We start from the raw sequence: 17239 nt of genomic DNA on the forward strand, positions 1-17239 counted from the left end.
CCTCCCCAAAAAGCATGGGTACGGCAAATATTATGTTAAGTTAGGGTCTTGACATCGTACCGCTGCTCTTAATAATGTGATCTCGTTTAACCATGGTGAATCGCGCAGCGATTTGGTCCAACTTCCAACTCTGTTGCTTTGTCAGAGCTTACTTCAATGACTCCCCTGTTAATATCGACAATTTCCTCATAATTCGGCGGGGTCGCCCCTACAGTGCCGGCCACTTTTTCTGTAAACTGTTCAATATCTTCTGTACGCATGATTTCATTGCTTTTGCGGATTTCTCCCAATGTTGCTCCTACATAGCCATTTTCGTTAATTTCTTTAATATCCGCGTAGTGAGTAGGCAACACAACAATGTCATCTGACAAGGCAGCAATTTTTTTGAAAACAGTGTCGTACAGTGATTGCGCCCACTCCCTTGCTTTTCCTCCAAGGTCAGGTCTTCCAAGCCCACCTACGAAAATGGTGTCTCCCGAAAGAAGGAACTTGTCATTAACCAGGAAGGATACACTCCCAGGTGTATGTCCTGGGGTTGGTATTGCCAAGATCTTCACATTAACGCTCCCAAAGTTAATTTCGTTATGGCTTTCAAGCGGTTCATAGGGTACATCTGTGCCTTGCATTTCACTCGAAGAAATGTAATAAGTTGCGCCAGTTTTATCTGCCAGTTCCCGGCCGCCTGAAATATGATCCGCATGCAGATGCGTATCCATAATGTGCAAAATTTTAGCGTTTTCCTTAGTGGCGAGGTTGGTGTATTCATCAATGTGGCGATTGGGATCTACCACCATCGCTTGACCTTGTGAGATTACCATATAAGACAGGCAGCCTTTTGCCAAACGGTTCACCTGAATCAACCTCATGTTCTCATCAGTCGCGATGGTAACCGGATGATAAAACCGGCTCCACTCGAGCATCCCTTCACCAAGGTAGCTGACTTTGTACCCTTTTTCATCAAGAATCTCTGCCACCATTAATGCTGATCCGCCTTTTGCGCAAACTACTACAATCTCCATATCCCTTGGAAGATCCTTGAAGTTCTTTTCATCATCATCGAGAAAATCAAAGTACGGTACGTTTACAGATTGAAGGTTTTTGCCTTCGATTTTCCAGTCATTGTATTCATCCGGATTCCGTACATCCAGGATAAAGACTGATTTTCCACTATTAATTCTGTGATGCAGTTCTTTTGCACTTATATCTGTAACAGCCATCTTTAGATCACCTCTCAGTTATTGTTTTTCAATTGGCCCTGTCCATTCAGACATCCCAGGTACCACATTTTTCACATTGGCAAAACCTTTTTCAGCAAGAATTTGGCAAGCTATATCACTGCGGCTTCCAGTCCGGCAAACCACATAGATTTCCTGGTCTGAATGCTGTCTTAAATCTTCAATGGTTTCTTCCAGTTTTCCAAAAGGAATCAACTTGGCACCGGGAATACGGCCAAATGCGTATTCGGCTGGTTCACGAACGTCCAGTATTATCGGGCTTTGTCCGAGTTTCTGCTGCAAATCCTCATTCGATATTACATGTGGATGCTTATTCTCGGGTTTCACTTCATTCGGATCTGATTTGCGAATGTAGTGCTTAAAAACACCTTCCTCATTCACCGTTCCGATAAATTGGTGACCCGTTCGTTCCGCCCAGCTTTTCACATCGGCAACCGAACCCGGATCTGTTGCAATTACTTCCAAAACTTGACCGGGATTGATTTCTTCAACCGCTTTTTTAGTTCGTACGATCGGCATTGGACATGAAAGTCCTTTGCAATCGATCGACTTGTCTACTGTCAAAGTGCTCACGTGAAGTACCTCCTTATTTAAACAAAATATCAGTCCAGATTTTTATCGCTGTCCCAACGATCAATACTGCAAGAATCCCCTGCAACAGTTTGGTATTTACCTTGGTACTTAATTTTGCGCCGACCGGCGCTGCCAAAACACTTGCGACTACCATAATGACAGACGGCCAGAACAATACATCCCCAGCCAGTACTTTTCCAGCAGTGGAGCCGATCGACGAAATAAATGTAATAGCGAGCGAAGAAGCTATTGTCATTCGTGTCGGTATTTTAAGCACCAGGAGCATGATCGGAACCAAGATAAATGCCCCTGCCGCTCCAACAATCCCGGATGCAACTCCAACTGCTAACGCAGAAATGATGGCGATTGTCCGATTGAATTCCACTTTTTCAAGAGGAATTTCGTCAATTCCTTTTTTAGGAACGAACATCATTACTGCTGCAATTGATGCAAGAACCGCATAGACTAAATTGATTGCCGCTCCTGACAAAAACTTACCGCCATATCCTCCAATAAAGCTGCCTATGATAATCGCGACACCCATATAGGCAACCAGCTTATAGTTGATCACCTTCTCCTTGCGGAGTGCCAACACACCCGATATTGTTGCAAAAAACACTTGTACTGCACTAATACCAGAGACTTCATGTGCCGTGTAGGCCGCAACTCCTAAAGCTGGCGGAATGTACAGCAACATTGGATATTTAATAATGGATCCCCCGATCCCCACAAGACCCGAAATAAACGAGCCCACAAACCCAATCAAAAATAAAGTAATGATCAACCCAATAGTCATTTGTTCTCCTCCCTTCTTTTGAGTGTAGATTCGGAGCCGACGTGTTTCTTCAGAAATACCGGCTCCAGGCCATAATTAGAAAGTCACCGTTACATCAGCGTCATAAGCAAAGTCAAGGAAAGTAACAGCTCCTCCAACTTCTACGCCATCAACAAAATCCTCTTTCTTCATTCCCGTGACATCCATAGTCATCTGACAAGCAATCATTTTCACGCCACTTTCCTTCGCTACTTCAATCAGTTCCGGAATTGACGGTACGTTCGCCCGTTTGAAGCCTTCCAGATAATGTTCTTTACCCACAGCCATAGTCAACAAATTTGCAGCGTCCTTATGAATGATTGAAAGTGCTTCAAAGGTGAAGAAAATTGCTACTTCCGCATCAGTTGCTGCGGCAGCGGTTGCGATATTCAGCACTTTATAAGCAGAATCAAGTCCTCCGTTAGATGCAATAATTGCTACACGTCGCGCCATAATTGAATCTCTCCTTTAAATTTTTTTATATCTGTTTTGATTTGAATAGAAATCGGTTATTCGATGTCACCTTCCCAGTTCATCATACCCCCCATCATATTCTTTACATTGCGATAACCGCGGCTCATTAGGTATTCACAAGCCTTACCGCTTCGATTTCCACTGCGGCAGACCATGATCGTCTCCACATTCGGATCAATTTCGTGCAAGCGATCCGGGATTTCAGAAAGGCGAATATGTTTTGAGCCGGGTATTTTACCGGTTGCCACCTCTTGATCTTCCCGAACGTCAATAATATTCAACTTTTCACCCTTTTCCAGTCTTTCTTTAACATCCAACGGCAGAATGTTCATTACTTTTGGTACTGTTCGAATCACCAAGTTCACCTCCCTGTTTTATAAGACAATACCCTATGGGGTATATTTAATTTGTTTTAAAAAGAAGTCAGGTCAAAATACCTTGTCTTCTTTCTGTAATTTGCTCACTTATTCAAACCGGTATGCCAGCCGAGAACCCCATTTTTCAGATGACTAATTCGACTGAATCCATTTCTTCGTAGAATCTTCGCAGCTTGGCGACTTCGCATTCCACTTCTGCAAGTCAGGATTATTGACTTATTACGATCAATCTCATGCTGTCGAGAGGCCAGTTGACTCAAAGGAATGTTTTTAAATCCTTTAATATGCCCCTCCCGGTATTCATGCGCTTCCCGTACATCAAGAAATACATGGTCTTTAGGATTCTTAAGTTTCTGGAATACTTCCTCTGCCGATAAATCCGTAAGACCTTTGGTGGGAAGTAACCTCTGGATTACAAGAAAAAGTACAACTCCAAACAGTAGGTATTGCAACCACTCCAAAAACATCACCTCTTTTCAATATACGGTATGGGGTATATACCCTCATGGGTATTATTATACATAGAAAAAATTTCACGTCAATAGTCCGAGGTTTTTCCGATGAAAAATTTTTATAAATGTGCTATTATATATCCAAGTAATTTGATTGGTTTTATGGAGATTGTGTTGATGATTAATAAACTCCTCTCATGGTTTAAAGAAGAATGCCCTCACTGCAAGCAGCAATTGATCGGTCAGGGTAGTACCACTCCTGCAACAAAAGCTTGTCCGGACGGCCATTACAAAGTAGAAACCCATCCTCTTCTTGATGTGCAAATTGAATATCATACTAAATAAAACGTAGTAGAGGGTCGATATTCACTCCGTCTTTTCTTTCTGTTACTTGGGTACAATGTATAAAACTAACGACGACATATCTATATAGTCATAATAATCATTGGTTACCAACCGAGATTTCAAACCTCTGATTATCGTATCAAAATCAAAATGCTCCTCTAAAAAGAGGAGCATAAAATAAGTTTTCGATTTTTTAAGGGTTTTTAATCAATTTCCGTGTTTTTACCAAATTTCCAATTTTTTCACCACTCTAAAACCGGTCCAAAAAAGTCGGATTCGGTAACATAGCTTTGGCCCTTTCAATAATATAACCTAACCTTTACGTGTTGAAAAGTAAAACTAAAATGACCCAAAGCGTATTAAAGAGTTATCCACCGCTTTTTGACTTCGAAGATTTAACCTCCTTTGAATTTCCTTCCTTGTAATTATACCCCTGACAAGTAGAACAAAACCATGCAATTATATTCGAGTAATGTCAGATTCACTGTGTAAGATGTTGTAAAAACGTTGCAAAATTTCCTTCCGAATAACGATCTGGTGAGTCGAAAGCCCCTCATTAGATCTCCTTTTTAAGAACAAGATTCCGTAAACACTGCCGAAAATAGCAGTATATTGCACTAATGAAATTCTTTTTGCCGAATAATATCTATTCCTTGTGATATCAGTTTTCTAGTTTCTTCAGGTCATCTAATATGTTCTGCAGTAATTTGTTGGTTCCAATTAAAATCACATGACGCTCTAAGATTGTCTCAAGCTTAGCACCCATTTCGTCTAGTAAGGATCCAAGTTCCTGAACAACGGTGTCAGCATGATATAAAACATCGAAAAATTCCTGTAACTTTTCGGGATGATTCATGTACTTCGATAGAATACTTGATACTTCGCCAAAGCCTCTCTCATCTCGGGTCATACTATAACCACCAATCTCTCTTATAAGCGAAAATGTTTATTTTGATCCAGCAACTTCTAAAATAAACATGCCCCCAGACCATTTTTCCGTAACAGTTATATTCTGCTACCCCCAAAAATTGTTATAGGCTCTCGGCAATAGCCGAGTATTGAAACCTCAAGGTTTTGTACCATGAGGGTTTTTCTGTTTCCCTCCATCAATTTGATAAAGTTGTTATCAACTGATGGACTTCAACTGGAAATTTACCAACGAATATTGAAAGATTCAAGGATATGCAAACGCAGTTCGTCGAACTGTTTGTTAAAGTCCCCATCGATCTGTAACCCGCCATCTTTCAAGCATTGTTTGTCAATTTTAAAATCTGTCCATGAAGGACCCGGCTGCTTAAAATAATAATGGGCTTTCCCCCTTCCTTGATTACATATCTGGATGTACAATCAGCTTTATTCGCTGAAACAATTTACCGTTATAACCCCATAAAGACTCGAAGCCGTTTTTTGTCGGTATAAATATTTCGGAATGATACTCCTTCCAGATCTCGTCCAAAGAGGCCATTTGTTTGATACTTTCCTGCCTCCATTCGATCTTCTTCCTGTCTACGGAAGTCTCCTCAATGACTTTTACTTGTATCAACGCTTGTCCCTCCGCTGGTTTCTTATACCAAATTTCATTTATGTCTCTCTTTTTCCCACAAGCTCATCTCAGATGTGAGACATAATGAGCGGATACATCGAAGACAGCACACTTTGTCGATCCGCATACCCCGCCTCAAACACAGCTTTTGGCATCCCATACACAATGCAAGATTCCTCGGCCTCTACAATGACCCGCCCCTGATACTCCTTGACCTTTTTGCATCCTTCGAGCCCATCTACTCCCATGCCGGTCAGAATCACTGACAGCAACCGATCGCCAAAAATGGGCGCAGCCGAAAGGAGTGTGACATCCACAGAGGGGTTGTATAAGGTTGGGATTGGAGATTCCGTTTGGATTTTGAGGCGCTTGCTTCCGTTCCTTTGTTCCTCAATCAAAGTTTGGAATCCAGAAGGCGCAATGTAGATGGTTCCTGGTTCCAGTACGTCTCCGTCCTCGGCCTCTTTTACCTTCAAATTGCAGATGTTGTTGAACCGGTCAGCCAAAGGTTTGGTAAAGCCCGGCGGCATATGCTGAAGAACGAGGATTGGTACCGGAAAGTCAGGTGAAAATCGGGGGAGAACCGCTTGCAAAGCGGAAGGTCCACCAGTCGAACTTCCTATGATCACCAGGTCCACTTGAGATTCTTTTTGTTTTTGCACGTGTAGATACTCTGTACGACCAATTGTGTGGTTTGCTTTCGGGATTTTCGCACCAGCAGCAGCCTTTACACGTATCAAAAAATCCTTCACTATTTCCGGATCCAAAGGGTCTTTGATCAAGGCGGACTTCAGAAAGAAATCTACGGCCCCAAGCTCCAAGGCATCCAATGTAGCCTGCGTTCCTTTGTCAGTAAAAGAACTCAGCATTACAACGGGAACCGGCGATACTTTCTGAATTTGCTCCAATGCCTGCAACCCGTTCAATTTCGGCATTTCCACATCCATCGTCACAACATCCGGTTGGAGACGTTGGGCTTTCTCGACCGCTTCTTGGCCATCCCTTGCCACACCCACGGTGAAAAATTGCAAGTCACCTTCGAGAATTTTGATAATCGTTCTCCGCATAAATGCGGAATCATCAACTACCAAGACTCCGTACTGCTTCATAGGACGAATCTCCCTTCCGGTAATAAAAACTCTTCTCCGTGTGGATTGTCTCAAACCCCGTGTTCATTCCCGTTATACTTTCTGCATGCCCCAAGAATAACGAACCTTCAGGAGCCAGCCGGTCATAAAAACTTGAAACAACCTTCTGAATGGCGGTCCTGTCAAAGTAGATCAGAACATTGCGGCAAAAAATCACGTCAAATTCCCCAAACCTCTCCATTTCGTCCTGGTCAAGAAGATTTAAGTAACGGAATCGAACCCTGTTGCGGATCGAGTCAACCACTTGATACCCCTCATCCCGTTCCACAAAATATTTTTCCAAGAGATGCTCAGGCATTCGTCGGAAGGACAATGAGCGTTTCGAATACCAGCCTTGTTTTGCGGTCTGCAATACTTTCTTGTTGATATCCGTTGCCAGGATCTCGACCGCATCAAGCGGAATGAATCCGGTTTCTGCAACCATCATCGCCAGCGTATAAGGCTCCTCTCCGGTTGAACAGGCGGCACTCCAAATTCGAATCAAATTTTTCCCTGTCAATTGAGGGAGAATGATGGATTGAAACACTTCTAACTGGTTTTCTTCCCGACAAAAATAGGTTTCATTAATCGTAAGCAGTTCTACCACAACATCCCATTCTTGTGAATTCTGCTCCAAGTGCCGGGTGTATTCCCATATCGACATCCCCAATTCATTCGTTCGTTTTGAGATTTTACTCTCCAATGAAGGGAGATTTTGTAAGTAGTTCAGCCCACAATGGTCATAAATCAGTTGACCCAATTGTCGTAACACCATGTTCTCCATAAAAAATCACCTTACACCATCTTTATGGATTGACCACTGAAAAAGTAGGAATTACTTTTCCAGTGGTCGCAGAAGACATACACCGAAATCTTAGCGCAACACTTCTAAGGATTGGCGTATTACACCCGTTTTCTCAGACAGTTCACGGGTCACTGCCACCGTACGATCTACATCACGAATGTTTTGCAGAACCCCATCTTTAGTTTGTTTAATGGCAAGAGCCACATTTTCAACTTCAGTTGCTTGCACTTTTGCACCGGAGGTAACTTCTGAAGCCTGTTCCGCCACATCTTTTACTATCTTCACAACCTGTTCGGCCTGTTTCGCTTGTTCTTGGGTTGCCACCGTAATCTGACGAACTTGCTCTCTCGCATTTACCACGCCTTTGATGATCTCCTTAACACCCTGCGCTTGTTGTTTAGTTGCCTCGGTCACTTGGGCAGCTTGATCAGTCACATTCGCAATGGAGTTCATAATATCTTTTCCATGTTTTGCTTGTTCCACCGTAGCCGCTGTAATTTGACGAATCTGTTCCCGGGCATTAACAACACCCTTGATAATTTCCTCTACACCTTGCGCCTGTTCCTTAGTGGCCTGGGTCACTTCTTCGGCCTGATTCGTTACGTTTTCTACTGCTTTTACAATGTCACGTGCTTGCTTGGATTGCTCAACAGTAGCATCCGAAATCTGACGGACTTGTTCACGTGCATTTGCCACACCCTTCATGATTTCTTCCATACCAGCCGCTTGCTCTTTGGTAGCCTGGGTAACTTGTGCCGCTTGGTTGGTCACATTTTCCACGGACTTGATGATTTCCTGACTTCCTTTCGCCTGTTCGGCCGTTGCCACAGTGATCTGACGCACTTGTTCCCTTGCATTTGTAACCCCTTTAATAATTTCCTCAACTCCAACGGCTTGATCTTTGGTTGCCTCTGTAATTTGTGCCGCTTGGTTTGTGACGTTCTCCACGGCTTTTACAATGTCACGAGCCTGTTTCGATTGATCCACGGTTGCAGCCGCAATTTGACGAACCTGTTCACGGGCATTGGCAACACCTTTGATAATTTCCTCCACAACAAGAGCTTGCTGTTTCGTTGCTTCTGTGACTTGAGCCGCTTGATTTGTGATATTTTCAACCGCTTTGATAATTTGTTCGCTTCCCTTAGCTTGTTCTCTCGTAGCCACGGTAATTTGGCGAACCTGATCCCGAGCGTTTACTACCCCTTTTATGATTTCCTCTACGCCGGCCGCTTGTTCTTTGGTTGCCTGCATGACCTGTATTGCCTGGTTTGTAACGTTTTCCACAGCTTTGACAATTTGCTCACTGCCCTTTGCTTGCTCGACTGTAGCTGTTGTAATCTGACGAACTTCTTCCGATATATTTTCAATACCGGTTACAATTTTGGCAATCGCTTCACCCGCTTCATCAGCCAGCATGCTTCCCTCTTCTACTTTTTGGGTTCCCACTTCAATTGCCTTAATCGCATCCACCGTTTCACCTTGAATCCCTTTAATCAGCCCTGCAATCTCTTTTGTTGCAGTTGCGGTGCGCTCTGCCAATTTTCGAACTTCATCTGCAACGACTGCAAAACCTTTTCCATGTTCCCCAGCTCGTGCCGCCTCAATTGCCGCATTCAACGCCAGGAGGTTGGTTTGTTCGGCGATGTCGTCAATCACTTCAATAATGCTGCCGATTTGTTCAGAACTCTTGCCCAAGTTGCTTATCACATCAGAAGCCCGTTTGACGACTTCGGCAATCTCTTTCATTCCAATCAACGATTGATTGACTGCTTTCTGCCCATCTCTTGCATCAAATTGAACCTTTTCGCTTAATTGATTAACGTTTTGGGCATTTTGTGCGACTTGCTCAATCGATGCCGCCATTTGTTGAATCGCTGCTGAAGTTTCGTTGGTGGATTTTTGCAGGGAATCGGCATTATCTGCTACGCCTTGGATGGATTTTCCCATTTGCTCGATAGCAGCCGAAATTTGTTCGACTGAACTTGCCGTATTTTCAGCATTTCCGGCTACTTGCTCAATGGATGCTGCCATTTCCTGAATGGAGGCAGATGCTTCCTCTGTCATTGCAGTGAAACTTTCGGCATTGGCCGCTACACCTTTGACTTGATTTCCCATTTGTTCAATTGCAGCCGAAATTTGTTCGACTGAACTTGCCGTACTTTCGGCGTTTCCGGCTACTTGCTGAATGGATGCTGCCATTTCCTGAATGGCGGAAGAGGTTTCTTCTGCCGAGACAGTCAAGCTCTCCGCATTTGCCGCTACACCTTTGACTTGATTACCCATTTGTTCGATTGCAGTCGTAATTTGTTCGACTGAACTTGCCGTACTTTCGGCGTTTCCGGCTACTTGCTGAATGGATGCTGCCATTTCCTGAATGGCGGAAGAGGTTTCCACTGCAGATGCGGTGAGGCTTTCGGCATTGGCCGCAACCCCTTTGACCTGATTGCCCATCTGTTCGATCGCCGCCGAGGTCTGCTCTACTGAGCTGGCGGTGCTTTCTGCATTGCCCGCAACCTGTTGGATGGAAGCCGCCATTTCTTGGATGGCTGCGGCTGTCTCTTGTGCAGAGGCGGTCAGGGCTTCTGCATTATTGGCTACCCCTTTGACCGATTTGCCCATTTGCTCAATCGAGACAGAAATTTGCTCCACCGTGCTTGTTGTGCTCTCTGCATTTCCAGCTACTTGTTGAACAGAGGCTTGCATTTCTTCAATGGCTGCCGCAGACTCTCGTGCGGATGCTGTCAAGCTTTCTGCATTACCCGCTACTCCGTTCATCTGTTGTCCCATTTGTTCAATAGATGTTGAAACTTGTTCAATCGAGCTTGCGGTACTTGCCGCATTTCCGGCAACTTGTTGGATCGAAGCGGCTGTTTCCTCCAGAGTCGCCAGGACCTCTTCGGTCATTACCGTGACAGATTCAGCATTTTGCGCCACTCCTTGAATGGATTTCGTCAATCCTTCTATCATCGCAGCCGTTGATTCAACTGCCGCTGATTGTTCGTCGGTTCCTTTTGAAATTTGTTCGGTTATGTAGGAGAGGTCTTTCAATTTTTGTTCCATGGTTTCCGAGATGGTAATTGCTTTTGAAACGGTTCCATTGGAATCGATGAATTTGAGTGCCATTTGTTTAATGTTCATCTGTTTAATGTTCATCTTAAATCCCCCTTAAATCACTTCTTGTAAAATTGGTCTGCGGTTCTCTACCATCTTTGAGATCCCGATTACATCTAAGATCAGCGACACACTTCCATCGCCAAGAATTGTGGCTCCAGAGATTCCGTCAATTTTTCCGATGTAGGAGCCAATCGATTTCACTACGATTTCCTGGTTGCCAATCAGCTCATCAACCACGAGTCCCAGACGTTTCTCGGCCACTCCGAGCACAACAATGAACACATTTTTGTGTTTTCGTTTCTGTCGTTCGATTCCGAAGTGGTCATGGAGCCAAATTAATGGAAGGGCTTTGTCTCGAATGACGGATACTGCTTGCCCTTTGACCGAATTAATTTCACTGACGGGGATACGGACGATTTCCACTACGCTGCTCATGGGCAATGCATATGTCCGTCCGTTTAACTTAATCAAAAGCCCCGTTAGAATGGCCAGTGTCAACGGCAATTTAATGGTGTATTTTGTCCCTTCACCCAGTCGGGTTTCCACATTAATCAAACCGTTTAGTTTCTCAATGTGGGACCTAACAATGTCCATTCCAACACCCCGGCCGGAGATGTCGCTCACCGTTTTCGCTGTCGAGAATCCGGGATAGAAGATCAGCTCAATTAGCTCTTGCTTTGTCATTCCTTCCGCTTCTTGACCGGTAATCAGTTCTTTCCGGATCGCCGATTGTTTCACCTTCTCTGGATCAATGCCGGCTCCGTCATCTTCAACCGTCAAAACGACTTGACTTTCCTGATGAGATGCCGTAATCCGCAGGGTTCCCTTTACTGGTTTTTTAGCCTGTTTCCGAACCTCCGCTTTTTCAATCCCATGATCCAGCGCATTTCGGATGAGGTGAATGAGCGGGTCGCCAATCTCTTCAATCACCGTCCGGTCTAATTCCGTTTCCTGTCCCTCAATCACCAGATTGACTTCTTTCCCCAACGTATCGGAGAGATCCCGAACCATTCGAGGGAATTTGTTGAATAGTTGCTCAATCGGCAACATTCGTGTTTTCATCATGCTTTCTTGCAGTTCCCCTACCACTCGGGAGATATGGTTCGAGATTTGTTCCAGTTCATCGATGGTTTCATCCGATGTATAGCGGTTCTGTAAAATGTTTCTGACCTGAGCAATTCGGGTTTGGTCAATGACCAGTTCGCCCACCAGGTTCATGAGCCTTTCAAGCCGTTCCACGTTCACTCGAATGGTCTGAGAGATCCGCCTTGTTTCCTTAATCGCCTTCGTTTGTGGGTCGTCCCGATTCAGTCGCTCCATATTTAATTCTTCGAAACCTTGATAGTTCACAGAATATGGACGAATCTTCACTCGCTTGACATCAACAATTTGTTGAGTTTCTGATTCCACAGATTTTGCATCCGCATCTGTAATCAGCAAGTATGAAACATGACCAAACAATGAATCTTGCGATTCAAGATCTAACTTCGGCAGAGTATCGACCACATCTCCAAATTGCTTGATCTGGTTCAGAATCACAAACGCACGGGCCAACTTCATTTCACAATCCGGATCGACTTCAACTTCGCAAATCCAAATTTCTAGTCCTTGTTTCATGGCTTCGGCAATTTGCCCTTGCTGTTCTGGTTGTAAGGCAAATTCCATAGTCTTTGATGTTTCTTCTAGCGTATGTACTTTGGTTTCAAATAATTTACGAAGTTCTTGGATCAGTGGCTCGCTGTTGGTTTGAATACTCCCGGCGATAAACTCGTCACGCAATTGTCGGAGTTGATCCAAACACTGAAATAAGAGATTGACAACGGGTTTTGTAACCGGTAAGAGATGGTTTCGGATAGTATCCAATACATTTTCCATCTCATGGGTTACATTCTTCATTTCCTCAAATCCCATAGCTGCAGAGGATCCTTTCAGCGTATGGGCCACACGGAAGATGCTATGAAGAATTTCCGGCGACTCCCCTTGTTGCTCAAGCCGCAATACATCTTGTTCGAGTAGTTGCAATTGCTCTTCCACTTCATCAAGAAAGGCTCCCATAAGTTCGGATCGATCAAACAGTTCCATGGTAACCTCCCTTATTCATAAAGAACTCGGTCAATTTTGAGAATGCTGACCAAACCCTCTTCGGATTGTCCAATCCCTTCAAAATAGGTTCCGTCAACCCCTGAAACAATTTCAGTAGGCGGCTGGATATCTGTAAAGGTAGCGACTTTATTCACCCCGTCTACGACAATCCCGATGATCTCCTCCTGGATATTGACAACCACAATCCGAGTCGATTTGGTAGCCGGTACTTCCGGTAATCCAAATCGTTTGCGGAGACTGATGATGGGAACAATCTTACCCCGAAGGTTGATAACACCCAGAATATACGTTTTGCTGTTGGGCACTTCGGTAATCTTCTGCATCTTAATGACTTCGTAGATGTCATAGATTCGTAGGGCGTATTTTTCTTCACGCAATTCAATTACAACGTATTGAACATCTAATGCAGTTGCCACGATGACTCACTCCTTTCAATTTCTTACTTTTCCTTATTTACTTCTTTTGGAAATGTTATATATTTAAACAAGCGATTTCTCTACCTGTTTTCGGTTTTGGAGTATGAAGATCATCCGTTACCATGTTTCATACCTTAATGACTGCAGAACATGAAGATTTTGCTTCCCTACAATTTTTGTTTGATTTTACTGTTAACATCTCGCATATCTGCCGCATCATCTTTGACTAAAATACCGGCCATAAAACTCAGCACCCCTTATGATTTGATTCTTCGATTGCTAAAATGAGGTTCAAGTCTTCAACATTCTTTAATGAGGCAAGAACTCTCAATGCTTGATTAAAGCCAGATAGTTTCGTTTGTCCCACAATAACAGTCGGCGGTGTAATATTAATTGAAACACCACTCTGAGACAGATTGGTTGACATGTTTCCGCCGATCATATTCCCGAGCTCACCCACAAATGAGTCCAGCATATCTCCTTCTAAAGTCATTCCAAACATAACTGTCCCAATCTCACTAAATGTTCATTTGGAACCCTCGAAAATTAGACGCCCAAATAGATCACCTGTAACACCAATCAAAACACCTATCTCTGTTTGCAAGATGGGAGCCGATATTAAAACCGGTTTTTGAATTTCTACGGGTAAAGGTATGACTTTGTTAAGAACTTGTAATATACCATTGAGTACATCAGTAATTTTTGCTGTTGTTGACATTCACACCATCCTTTTTGTTAAACGGCGTAGATCATTCTTAATATTTTCAAGGGCAGGTACGAGGGCTTACTTCTTGATTCTTTGTGAGCGACAACAATTTGAGTTCTTCAGAATTGACATAGGCTGCTCCAATAGTAACCTTGGCTCAATAAAACACCGACCTTTATTAAAGCCTTGAAATCTTCATGGGTTTCAACTCCTTCCGCTATCAATGCTTCTCTTGAACCGATATAATCCAATAAAGCAGCAACTATTCGTTGCTTCTGCTCGGAAACTGCAATACCCTGAATCAGCGAACGATCAACCTTAATAAAATCCGGTTCCAGCTCTATTATCGCTCGTAAACTACTGTTCTCTATTTCGACGTCATCAATGGCTATCCGAATTCCATAAGATCTCAAAGTAGCGATCGTTTGTTTTATTTGTTGAAAACCAGTATCGAAGAATTCTGTGAGTTCAAAGACAAGATCTTGTGGAGAAAAGGAAATTTCTCGTAAAAGATCTTCAAGGGCATACAAAAAAGCGTTTTGTCCTAAACTTGTAGGCATCACATTGACGAAGAGATAAGATGAATCAACAGGAGTAAAGTTTCGCAAAGCAGACTCCACTGCAAGCAGGTCCGCTTCAACAGTTAGACCATATGCACACGCTTTTCTGAACCATTCTTCCGGATTTAGGGGTTTTCCATTAAGCAGCGGACGGCTAAGAGCCTCATGAGCGAAAACACTATTTTGTTTGTGATGTATAATGGGTTGATATACACTCCTTAGAGAGCGTTGTTTCAAGACCTTCTCAACGGAAGACTCAAAGGTGGAATCACTATTGGAAGATCGTGCAGGTTGGTTACATTCCCCTTCGTTAGCAATATTCATTATTTTTGTATGTTTTGTTGCATTTGCATTCGATTTCATCACCTTTTTCCTCCTTCCTGAATACTTTTATCCTTTGATCAGATTTGTAATTTCGTTTATCCTACCATCACATTAAGCAGTGCATTCTCAATCGCAATCCGTTTCATAAAACATTTCATTCGAATCATTTCCTAGAGCAAAAAATCAAACACAAATGTCTTCATAAAGTAGGCGAAGATTGTAATTTCTAGCCAATTTCCGCTTAACTCGTAATAAAGAGTTATCTACTGTTTTTTTACTTTTCAGATTTAATATTTCTTGAATTTCCTTATAACTGCATTCCTGAAAGTAATATAAAACCATACAATTGTATTCAAGCGGTGTTAAATCCACAGTAGGCAAGATACGATAAAATCGTTGTATTAGCTGTTTTTTTTCAACAATCTTCTCTGTCGATAGTACGGGGGCAGCCAGCATATCTTCAACGATTAAAGTGTTGCCGTATGGTCCTGTCTCATCCTCTAACGGATGATCAATACGGATTGCAGTTCGATTAATCGAATTCGCTTTTCCGTATAATCGTTTCAAACGACTTTTAATATGATTTACCATCGTCATTCTGCAAAAGAAATAGAAAGACGTCTTTCCGATTTCAAAAGTTTTTACGGCGTTCCAAACTTCGATTCGTGTCCATTGCAAAACCTCATCAAAGCCACCCATCCAGGTGGTATAACGACTAGCAACCTGTCGGCACATTGGTTCCAAATGATTCAATAAACGGGTAAAAGCCTGATCACACTCCTTTGCCTCTAATGCTAGTAATTCTAAATCTCCATAAATCATTTTGAACTCCTTTATAAATAAACTTCCTTTTGCCTACGAAATAGTTAATCCACGGCAAAGGAAATGAAGAAAATGAATTGCTGATACTTAGTAAACAAGTTGCTTTTCCTATCGTTATTGCCTGCTTCTAACACTACGTGGATCCGGTTCTGGATTGTCGCCAAATGACCGCAGTTGGTGTATACAATCAAGCATTTTTGTTCAGTCAGTTGACCCCGTATTACCTTTATCCGTTTATTCAGTTGTTTGAGATTTGCGTGATCATTCAACTTTATTTCCCTTACTTAATTTTTGGAACAACTGCTCTGCGAGATTTTTTACTATGTATCCATATTTAACTTGTCTAAGAGGATGAGTAAAATGGATGTCGCACAATGCGAGTTGTTCGACATTATCATAGGAGGAAAACAATGAGACAACAGCAGGATATTATGTCGCTTCAACTCTGTAATCAAAGGGATTTCACGACTGGGTATTCAGATGAACAAATTATCAGCATATTCTTAGCCACACGATATCATTCTCAGTACACTCGTCGAAACTATAGTCGTGCCATTTATCTGTTTCGACAATTCATAGCTTTTAAACCATTGCGTGAAGTTACTTGGCAGGAAGTTGAACTGTATAAAATCGCCTTAGAAAAAGGATTTTGCAACAAGATTGAAAAGCCTTTAGCTCCTGCGACCATCAACAGCCTAATCGCTCCTTTACGATCCTTATACAAATGGGGGAGTACCCCGAATATAGGTGTTTTTTCCCAGAATCCGACAACCTGTGTACATACACCCAAGATACAAATCAATAGCAAAAATCATTACCTGACGCAACGAGAAGTTATACTCTTTCTAAACCAACTTAAAAAACAGGGATACCGTGATTATTTAATTGGGGCCACCCTTGTTTTATTAGGATTACGAGTGTCAGAGTTAGTGTCCATTCGATGGAATCATTTTCATAGTGATCCACTGGAAACCTCGATCTGGCTAACGGTGATCAATGGGAAGGGAGGAAAACAGCGAGAAGTGAAAGTACCCCGAGCATTATGGAACTTGTATAATGAACTCCTGTTTCACTCTAAACAACAGGAAACATGTCATGATCTCAATGACCGGCTATTCCCACTCACTGTTAGACAAGTTGAACGGATTATCCAAAAAGCTCGTGAACAAAGCAACATCAAGAAAAAAGTATCTCCTCATTGGCTTCGGCATACCAGCGCAACACTCGCTTTGATCCATGGGGCGTCATTACAACAAGTACAGGAAACGTTGGGGCATGCACAGATTAATACCACCCAACGTTATCTACATACGGTGGAACAAATGAAAAAAGCAGCTCCCGACTTTATTGAAGACTGCTTGAAAGAGGTTTTTTAAAACTGGATTATAATTTCAAAATTAAAAATCAGTTGTAAAGTTTTTCCGTACTAGTTATAATATCTAATGTAAA

The 17239-nt window shown here is 42.8% G+C and carries 19 protein-coding genes; 2 read left to right on the forward strand and 17 right to left on the reverse strand.

All coding sequences use genetic code 11. From position 1 onward, the window contains the following. Nucleotides 1-86: 86 nt before the first annotated feature. From ACFO8Q_RS07390 to ACFO8Q_RS07415, 6 genes are all read right to left on the reverse strand, one after another. Entirely contained in the window at nucleotides 87-1217 is a 1131-nt protein-coding gene (locus tag ACFO8Q_RS07390) for an MBL fold metallo-hydrolase (RefSeq protein WP_380025119.1), read from the reverse strand. Nucleotides 1218-1235: 18 nt separating this feature from the next. After that, nucleotides 1236-1808: a sulfurtransferase TusA family protein gene (locus tag ACFO8Q_RS07395; RefSeq protein ID WP_380025120.1), complete on the reverse strand. Its 573-nt coding sequence runs from the start codon at nucleotides 1806-1808 to the stop codon at nucleotides 1236-1238. A gap of 13 nt (nucleotides 1809-1821) precedes the next feature. Further along, on the reverse strand, nucleotides 1822-2604 hold the full coding sequence (locus tag ACFO8Q_RS07400; RefSeq protein WP_380025121.1) for a sulfite exporter TauE/SafE family protein: 783 nt from the start codon (nucleotides 2602-2604) through the stop codon (nucleotides 1822-1824). A gap of 75 nt (nucleotides 2605-2679) precedes the next feature. Then, a complete protein-coding gene (locus ACFO8Q_RS07405) occupies nucleotides 2680-3075 on the reverse strand; it encodes a DsrE/DsrF/DrsH-like family protein (protein WP_380025122.1) in 396 nt (131 codons plus the stop codon). Nucleotides 3076-3131: 56 nt separating this feature from the next. Further along, entirely contained in the window at nucleotides 3132-3428 is a 297-nt protein-coding gene (locus ACFO8Q_RS07410) for a rhodanese-like domain-containing protein (protein ID WP_380025142.1), read from the reverse strand. Between the two features lie 128 nt (nucleotides 3429-3556). Then, nucleotides 3557-3934, reverse strand: a complete 378-nt coding sequence (locus tag ACFO8Q_RS07415; protein ID WP_380025124.1) for a rhodanese-like domain-containing protein — start codon at nucleotides 3932-3934, stop codon at nucleotides 3557-3559. Nucleotides 3935-4033: 99 nt separating this feature from the next. On the opposite strand from ACFO8Q_RS07415, the gene ACFO8Q_RS07420 reads away from it, so the two are divergent. Beyond that, a complete protein-coding gene (locus tag ACFO8Q_RS07420) occupies nucleotides 4034-4270 on the forward strand; it encodes a hypothetical protein (RefSeq protein ID WP_380025125.1) in 237 nt (78 codons plus the stop codon). A gap of 661 nt (nucleotides 4271-4931) precedes the next feature. Here ACFO8Q_RS07420 and ACFO8Q_RS07425 read toward each other — a convergent pair. The 11 genes from ACFO8Q_RS07425 to ACFO8Q_RS07475 form a co-directional block, all read right to left on the reverse strand. Further along, nucleotides 4932-5180: a hypothetical protein gene (locus tag ACFO8Q_RS07425; protein WP_380025126.1), complete on the reverse strand. Its 249-nt coding sequence runs from the start codon at nucleotides 5178-5180 to the stop codon at nucleotides 4932-4934. Between the two features lie 417 nt (nucleotides 5181-5597). After that, nucleotides 5598-5813 carry a hypothetical protein gene (locus ACFO8Q_RS07430; RefSeq protein WP_380025127.1) on the reverse strand — a complete coding sequence of 72 codons (216 nt, stop codon included), beginning with the start codon at nucleotides 5811-5813 and terminating at the stop codon, nucleotides 5598-5600. 68 nt (nucleotides 5814-5881) lie between these two features. After that, nucleotides 5882-6922 (reverse strand): protein-glutamate methylesterase/protein-glutamine glutaminase, encoded by a 1041-nt coding sequence (locus ACFO8Q_RS07435; RefSeq protein WP_380025128.1) that lies wholly within the window; start codon nucleotides 6920-6922, stop codon nucleotides 5882-5884. Next, nucleotides 6894-7724 carry a CheR family methyltransferase gene (locus ACFO8Q_RS07440; RefSeq protein WP_380025129.1) on the reverse strand — a complete coding sequence of 277 codons (831 nt, stop codon included), beginning with the start codon at nucleotides 7722-7724 and terminating at the stop codon, nucleotides 6894-6896. Before ACFO8Q_RS07440 ends, ACFO8Q_RS07435 begins: the two co-directional genes overlap by 29 nt. A 90-nt stretch (nucleotides 7725-7814) precedes the next feature. Beyond that, nucleotides 7815-10898 carry a methyl-accepting chemotaxis protein gene (locus tag ACFO8Q_RS07445; protein ID WP_380025130.1) on the reverse strand — a complete coding sequence of 1028 codons (3084 nt, stop codon included), beginning with the start codon at nucleotides 10896-10898 and terminating at the stop codon, nucleotides 7815-7817. Between the two features lie 12 nt (nucleotides 10899-10910). After that, nucleotides 10911-12941 (reverse strand): chemotaxis protein CheW, encoded by a 2031-nt coding sequence (locus ACFO8Q_RS07450; protein WP_380025131.1) that lies wholly within the window; start codon nucleotides 12939-12941, stop codon nucleotides 10911-10913. 11 nt (nucleotides 12942-12952) lie between these two features. Beyond that, complete coding sequence (locus ACFO8Q_RS07455; protein WP_380025132.1) at nucleotides 12953-13378, reverse strand: chemotaxis protein CheW; 426 nt, start codon at nucleotides 13376-13378, stop codon at nucleotides 12953-12955. A gap of 247 nt (nucleotides 13379-13625) precedes the next feature. Then, nucleotides 13626-13880 carry a chemotaxis protein CheC gene (locus tag ACFO8Q_RS07460; RefSeq protein WP_380025133.1) on the reverse strand — a complete coding sequence of 85 codons (255 nt, stop codon included), beginning with the start codon at nucleotides 13878-13880 and terminating at the stop codon, nucleotides 13626-13628. Between the two features lie 24 nt (nucleotides 13881-13904). Then, nucleotides 13905-14096: a hypothetical protein gene (locus tag ACFO8Q_RS07465; RefSeq protein WP_380025134.1), complete on the reverse strand. Its 192-nt coding sequence runs from the start codon at nucleotides 14094-14096 to the stop codon at nucleotides 13905-13907. Between the two features lie 107 nt (nucleotides 14097-14203). Then, entirely contained in the window at nucleotides 14204-15007 is an 804-nt protein-coding gene (locus tag ACFO8Q_RS07470; protein ID WP_380025135.1) for an EAL domain-containing protein, read from the reverse strand. Between the two features lie 144 nt (nucleotides 15008-15151). Further along, a complete protein-coding gene (locus tag ACFO8Q_RS07475; protein ID WP_380025136.1) occupies nucleotides 15152-15790 on the reverse strand; it encodes an RNA polymerase sigma factor in 639 nt (212 codons plus the stop codon). Between the two features lie 431 nt (nucleotides 15791-16221). Between ACFO8Q_RS07475 and ACFO8Q_RS07480 the strand changes: the two genes are divergently transcribed. After that, nucleotides 16222-17166, forward strand: coding sequence for a tyrosine-type recombinase/integrase (locus tag ACFO8Q_RS07480; protein WP_380025143.1), 945 nt, complete (start codon nucleotides 16222-16224; stop codon nucleotides 17164-17166). Nucleotides 17167-17239: the final 73 nt, after the last annotated feature.

Origin of the sequence: Effusibacillus consociatus (assembly GCF_042652925.1) — a bacterium.
Lineage (GTDB): Bacteria > Bacillota > Bacilli > Tumebacillales > Effusibacillaceae > Effusibacillus > Effusibacillus consociatus.